This is a genomic window from Nostoc sp. UHCC 0251, assembly GCF_034932245.1.
GTDB lineage: Bacteria > Cyanobacteriota > Cyanobacteriia > Cyanobacteriales > Nostocaceae > Nostoc.
Map to the genome: position 1 here is coordinate 1 of NZ_JAYGHD010000459.1, position 5,973 is coordinate 5,973.

The following is a 5,973-nucleotide window of genomic DNA, read 5'->3' on the forward strand; positions in this document are numbered from 1 at the left end:
TTGGGCATTGGGCATTGGGCATTGGGCATTGGTTATAGATTCTTCTTCCTCTGCTTCCCCTGCTCCCTCTGCCTCCCCTGCTCCCCCTGCCCCTTAATTACTTCTCCCCGTCGTAGATAACCCTTCTACTATCAGAGACGGGGTATAACAAGAGCCATTCCAATCAGCATCATTACCCAGTGTAACCAATTGCTTCAGGGCTGTGTAGACATTACCTGCAACCATCGTATCCTTAACGCGCCCAATTACGTGGCCATTTTGGACGCGGTAGCCTAAATCAACGTTGATTGAAAAATCTCCAGAAATACTACCGCCACCACCTAGCATTTGATCCACAATTATGCCATCATCCAGTTCTTGAATTAAATCTGGTAGTGATGCCGAACCTGGCTGGATCAGAAAATTAAATAAACCAGGGGTGGGATAGCTACCTAAACCAGGGCGAAAACCATTTCCAGTGGTGCCAGTACCCAGTTGGCGTCCGGTAGTGTGATCGCCATAAAAATGCTGTAAAGTCCCGTTTTGGATAAATACCAAAGACTTAGTGGGAGTGCCTTCATCATCAAAAGGACAACTGTAAGGACCGGCTTCCGGGTCTTGGTAGAGGGTGAGACTGGGTGCTATTACTGGGTTCCCCAGACGTTCTGCCCAAGGGGAAGCTACTTCTAAGACTCGCTTGCCATTCAAAGCTTCTTGCACAGTACCCCAAAGCATATCAGCTGCTTTAGAAGTGAACAAAACCGGGACGCGACCATTAGGAGATGAGACATTTTCTCTAGCCCAAATTAACCGTTGTAAAATTTGGTTAGCTAATATTTCAGGGTGGAGTTCGCCCCGTTTGGTTTGACCATCGGAAACACTTAAAAAATCATCACCACGCACCCATTCAGCTGATATATAGCAGTTGAGGGTAGTATCGGTGTAGTAACAATCTAAACCTTTACTGTTGACTATTCTAGTGGTTTCAACATCACATTCCCAGTCACCATTACAAACAACATCGGGATAGGCATCGCGGATGAGTGCGATCGCTTCTTTGCCCCAATCTACCAAAATCTCTATCGGCACACTTTCCCCTAAATCTGGGTAGTAAGGCTGAAAATTAGAGCCTAATTCTACTGTTTCCGGTTGATTCAGTTGACTTAGTGCCAGAGCTTTTTCCACCATTACTTCGGCTAGAACAGAACCGTAAGCCACCGTGAGTCCCGGACGCCCGTTTCGCCAAAGCCGTAATGCTGTACCTTCAGATTGGTTGGTTTCTATCTGTTTGAGCCGGTTTGCCTCAAAAAACACTGGACGAGAAAGCGATCGCGACTGATACACCTCAGCAGCTTCTGCTCCAGATTTTATAGCTAGTTCCAGCAACTGTTCGGCTAGTGTATCTTGTGACAAATTTTCAGAACCCATGACCCTTAGTGAATTGTGGATTTTGAACCGCATATCAACGCTGTCTGTTGAAAGTGCGATCGTCAAAAGCCGACGATCAGACTTTCCGCTGATGAACGCAGATAACCATCCAAAAATCATCAGCGTTTTCTTATAGTTACGATTTGAAACCGCAGAGCAACACTGATGGACGCAGTTAATTATCCCAAATCATTGTCATGTCTCAACGGATCTAGTCATTTGTCATTGGGCAATATTCTTCTTACCCTGCTTCCTCTGCCTCCCCTGCCTCCCCTGCCTCCCCTGCTCCCTCTGCTCCCCACTCCCCACTCCCCATTTTCAAAGATTAACCTCTTGCAACAGCCAAAAACCAGCAAAAGCTTCTGCTTTGGGATCAGACTGGACACCGATAAAATGTACTCCGTTAGCTTTTTGCTTGGCTTCTTCAAAACCTTTGGCTTCTGCTAAGATTTGAGGTTTTTTGATATTTGCCACAATCCAACTTTCAGTTACACCAGTTTCTAAAAGCAATCTCGCCTCTTCGCTGGTATCAAATCTTAAGAAAGCCAACTCCAAACCAGACATCCAGCCTGCCAAGGGCAACGCTCTCGGTGAGAAAATCAAAATACCAGGAATACGGGCTTCTGGTGAAACTTTCGCCAACTCTAGGGGGAAAGCTTCACCAAAACCAATTTCCCACTCTGGCATTTCTGCAAAATCCGCAGCATCTAAGGTAACAAATACCCACTGCTGTCCTTCTAAAGCATCTGGTAAACGTTGCGGCAAAGGTCTCTCCAAGCGGACTGAGGGATTAGTTCCCCCTTGATACCCTGCCTCTTGAGGATACACTTCCTCCATGCGCTGTTCTAACCATTGGTTGAGAACCAAAGTACGGCGGCTAGGCTGGGCGGGAATGCCCAAGTCTTGGCAAGCTTTAGTAATCATGTTGTTCATTTGGCGACGGAAAAAGCGGATTTTAATTGGTGCTTTTCCAGCTTGGTCAATAGCTTCCTGCAATGCTGTCCGCAACCAACCCGAATTTACCTGGGTACTAGGACAATATTGAGCATAACGAAACAAAGAATCTGGTTTCGTGCTGATATCCAAGGGGCTTTCGCAGACTAAGACTTCCCAAATTTTTTTCTGATTATCGTCCAAAATCGGACGGGAGTAAAAATCGATTTCCCAAATACTGCCCATGTTTTGCGGTAAAAATCTGGCTGTTATGTTTTCTTGATATGTTGATCATACGAGTGTTGGGGCAGGAGGGGAATAAGGGAGTTGGGGAGTGGGCAAGGGGCAGGGGAGTTTTTGGAGTAATAGGTTTGGCGATCGCTGGGGAATTCATCAGGCGATCGCTCTTAGAGAGGTTTATTGTCTCTATAATTATGAAAAATTTTCAACAATGGGTTAAACGTAAGTGGATTTTGGGCTTTCTAGGTATAGTCCTATTCCAAAATTATGAATAAGAAGATGTGGACGACGAATTAGAAAAACTGGGGGCTGAGATAAAGGAGAGGATTAGGCGATCGCTAGAATAGTCTGCGCTTCTCTACAACGACGCTGCGCGTAGCTTGCGACAAAGCTCATTTACCGCCGCAGGCATCGCTCTTAACAAACCCTGTTAGTCTTATGATTTATGTGGGCTGAAACCACTATTTTTCCGAAGGTTTATCAAAGTTTGCGATCTAATGACGGTTGATCCAAACGCCTCTGAGTCCGGCTGCTTTAGCTGCATGGTAGTCTTCTACAATGCTATCGCCAATATGCCACGCTGCTTCTGGAGAACATTTATGTTTGTCTAAAGCAATGGCAAAAATTTGAGGATCGGGTTTAGCTGCACGTACCTGGGTAGAAATGGTGACAGAGGTAAAAAACTCTCTCAATCCCAAACTTTGCAATACAGAGTAAATCCGAGAATCAAAATTGGATAGCACCCCCAAGGTAACTCCCAACCGCCGCCAGTTGATTAAAGCTGGTAAGACATCGGGATAGACAAACCACGGTTCGGCAGTGCCAAAATGGATGTAAAGTTCGCTAAAAAAAGCCGAAAAATCAGAAAATTCCTTAAGAACACCTGCACTTTCAAAAGTGTTCAGGGCAATTATCCGCCACCAATCAAACTCGCGCTGGGGAATATCTTGCAGTTCTGCATCTGGAAATATCGGCGGCGGCGCTGCTTTAAAACTTTTGATGAAGGCTGTATTCAATGTTTCGGCTGAAACTGTAACGTCAAATTCCTGGGCTATCTGACTATAAACTTTGCCCACACTACCTTTGACATCAAAGAGTGTACCCACAGCATCTAAAAAAATAACTTTCGGTTGTTCCATTAAAGTTTGAAAATTTTGAATGTTGAATTTTAGATTTTGGCTTGTTAAGAGCTTCTGTGGGTAGAGTCTAGCATCTGCTAAGTAGATTGGCGGAAATTAAATAAATCATCGTAAATGCCTTGGTTTTTTACCAACGCCCAATGCCCCATGCCCAATGCCCCATGCCCAATGCCCCATGCCCATTAAGTTATTTAGAAAGTGTTTCTATGATCGGACGGACTAGCCAATTAAAACCAACTTTGAGTTGATGGTCTAAAGTTGGCAACCTATATAAATAGGCAATCCGACGAGCAACGGATGCCAAGCGACCATCTAGTTTAATTCCCAAACCAGTGAGAGTGGCGTTGTCTATTCCTAATGCCATCATTTCTCCTAACTGTTGATAGCGGAAGGGAAGCAGGGGGCGATTAGTCAGACTTGCCCAGATATTCCAAGCAGTATAATCAGCTTGTTGGAAAGCCGCTTGTGCAGTAGCGGGGACTTGCTGTCCTTCAATATCATGACAGTCTGCTAAATCTCCCAAAGCAAAAATTTCTGGATGATCGAGGACTTGCAGATTGGATGTAATGCTGATTTGACCACGCTGGTTTTGCTTGAGGGGAAGAGACTTCACTACAGGCGCAACCCTAGTTCCCACAGTCCAAATTACCAAATCTACGGGAATCGTGTCTAACTGGTTTTTGTACTCTAGGGAGATGGAATTTTGCTCTATTGATTCCACTTTGGTTTCTAAATCAATAAATACGCCACGGGATTCTAATGCTTTCTTTGCGGCTTCCCGGTTAAACTCTGGAGAAGTTCGCAAAATCTGGTCAGCAATTTCAACGATCCGAAAGCGTCCTCTTTCACCTAGTCTATCGGCTAACTTACAGGCTAACTCTACACCACTGTAGCCAGCCCCAATAATCGCCACCCGAATTTTATCAACATCCGATTCTTCTAAAAATCGCAGGCGTTCTTCCAAACGATAAACATCAGAGATTGTGCGGAATGGATAGGCGTAGGATGTTGCACCAGGGACTAAATCTAACGGTGTTTCACCTCCTAGTGCCAGTACTAAGCGATCATAAGAAATTTCTGGCCCTTCATGTAGATTTACCAGTTTCTGGTCGATGTCAATTCCAGACACAACCCCTTGATAAAAACGTACCCCTGTACCTTGTAAAAGTTCTTCAAACGGTGGGGCAATTTCCCAGGTTTGCAGTTCTCCAGTGAGTAATTCGTAAAGTAAAGGAGAGAATAGGAAGCGATCGCTTTGATCTACCAGAACAATTTCGGGTTTTTGCGTAGATTCCCAAGGTAACTGACTTAAGCGCAAGGCTGTGTAGAGACCACCAAAGCCTCCGCCAAGGATACAAATTCTAGAAGTTTGTTGAGTCATCGATTCTATCTATGGAACGGTCAATGCTAGCTGGGCAATTAACTTCAGTCTAGTCAGTTAAAGCGGACTTTTCAAAATCCCATCAAGTTTTTCAGAGATTATTCATTAGTCATTTGTCATTAGCCACAGTTATCTAACTGGAGATTCGCTATAGTTAACGGTTAAGAGGCAACGGCTAAAAGGAGTTAAAGAGATGAAAATTAAGCCAACTGACCCATCACTAGCACTCATGGAAATTCCCCCTGGCTATCTCAACATTATGGGTTACGTTGATCAGTCAGAAGTCAATGGCCCTGGTTGTCGTGCAGTCATCTGGGTACAAGGTTGTCTGCGTGAGTGTCCTGGCTGCTTTAATACTAACTCTTGGTCATTTGAGGCTAACCAATTGATTGCTGTTGATACCCTTGCCGAGAATATTCTCAGCAATCCCCGCAATACAGGTGTAACGTTCTCTGGTGGAGAACCGTTTTGGCAAGCAACTGCACTAGCGTCTTTAGCTCGTAAGGTAAAAGCTGCTGGATTAAATGTAATGTCTTTTAGTGGTTTCACCCTCAAGCAGCTACAGTCCCAATCTGCACCGCCAGCTTCCCAAGCATTGTTAGAACAACTTGATATCCTGATTGATGGGCCTTTTGTACAATCTCTGGCAATTAATTCTCCCGACTCTCCAGTTTCTTCTAGCAATCAACGGGTTCGGGTGTTGAACCCAGCTTTCCAAGACCAGATTACCTGGGCTAGTGACCAGATAGAAATCCATATTCTCAAGGATGGTGGACGCATTGTTACTGGCTATCAAGGCGGGTTGGAACTAACGTAGGGGCTTATATAGGACTAGTATTTGATTTATGAAAAAATCTAAGTATATGTAGGGGA

General features: G+C 44.7%; 6 protein-coding genes. 2 read left to right on the plus strand and 4 right to left on the minus strand.

Annotated elements, in window-relative coordinates; genetic code table 11:
• Positions 1 to 93 precede the first annotated feature (93 nt).
• Together VB740_RS35395 and VB740_RS35400 are read right to left on the minus strand one after the other, a co-directional pair.
• Positions 94 to 1,407 carry a TldD/PmbA family protein gene (locus VB740_RS35395; RefSeq protein ID WP_323204481.1) on the minus strand — a complete coding sequence of 438 codons (1,314 nt, stop codon included), beginning with the start codon at positions 1,405 to 1,407 and terminating at the stop codon, positions 94 to 96.
• A 318-nt stretch (positions 1,408 to 1,725) separates the two neighbouring features.
• The gene (locus VB740_RS35400) at positions 1,726 to 2,586 is read right to left on the minus strand and encodes a Tab2/Atab2 family RNA-binding protein (protein WP_323204477.1); all 861 of its coding nucleotides are present in this window, start codon (positions 2,584 to 2,586) and stop codon (positions 1,726 to 1,728) included.
• 38 nt (positions 2,587 to 2,624) lie between these two features.
• Here VB740_RS35400 and VB740_RS35405 point away from each other — a divergent pair, with 38 nt between their 5' ends.
• A complete protein-coding gene (locus tag VB740_RS35405; RefSeq protein ID WP_323204478.1) occupies positions 2,625 to 2,855 on the plus strand; it encodes a hypothetical protein in 231 nt (76 codons plus the stop codon).
• Between the two features lie 219 nt (positions 2,856 to 3,074).
• Here VB740_RS35405 and VB740_RS35410 read toward each other — a convergent pair whose 3' ends face one another.
• Both VB740_RS35410 and VB740_RS35415 read right to left on the minus strand, forming a co-directional pair.
• Positions 3,075 to 3,719: an HAD-IA family hydrolase gene (locus VB740_RS35410; protein WP_229466671.1), complete on the minus strand. Its 645-nt coding sequence runs from the start codon at positions 3,717 to 3,719 to the stop codon at positions 3,075 to 3,077.
• 187 nt (positions 3,720 to 3,906) lie between these two features.
• Entirely contained in the window at positions 3,907 to 5,100 is a 1,194-nt protein-coding gene (locus VB740_RS35415; protein ID WP_323204479.1) for an NAD(P)/FAD-dependent oxidoreductase, read from the minus strand.
• A gap of 193 nt (positions 5,101 to 5,293) precedes the next feature.
• Between VB740_RS35415 and VB740_RS35420 the strand changes: the two genes are divergently transcribed.
• Positions 5,294 to 5,917, plus strand: coding sequence for a 4Fe-4S single cluster domain-containing protein (locus VB740_RS35420; RefSeq protein ID WP_323204480.1), 624 nt, complete (start codon positions 5,294 to 5,296; stop codon positions 5,915 to 5,917).
• Positions 5,918 to 5,973: the final 56 nt, after the last annotated feature.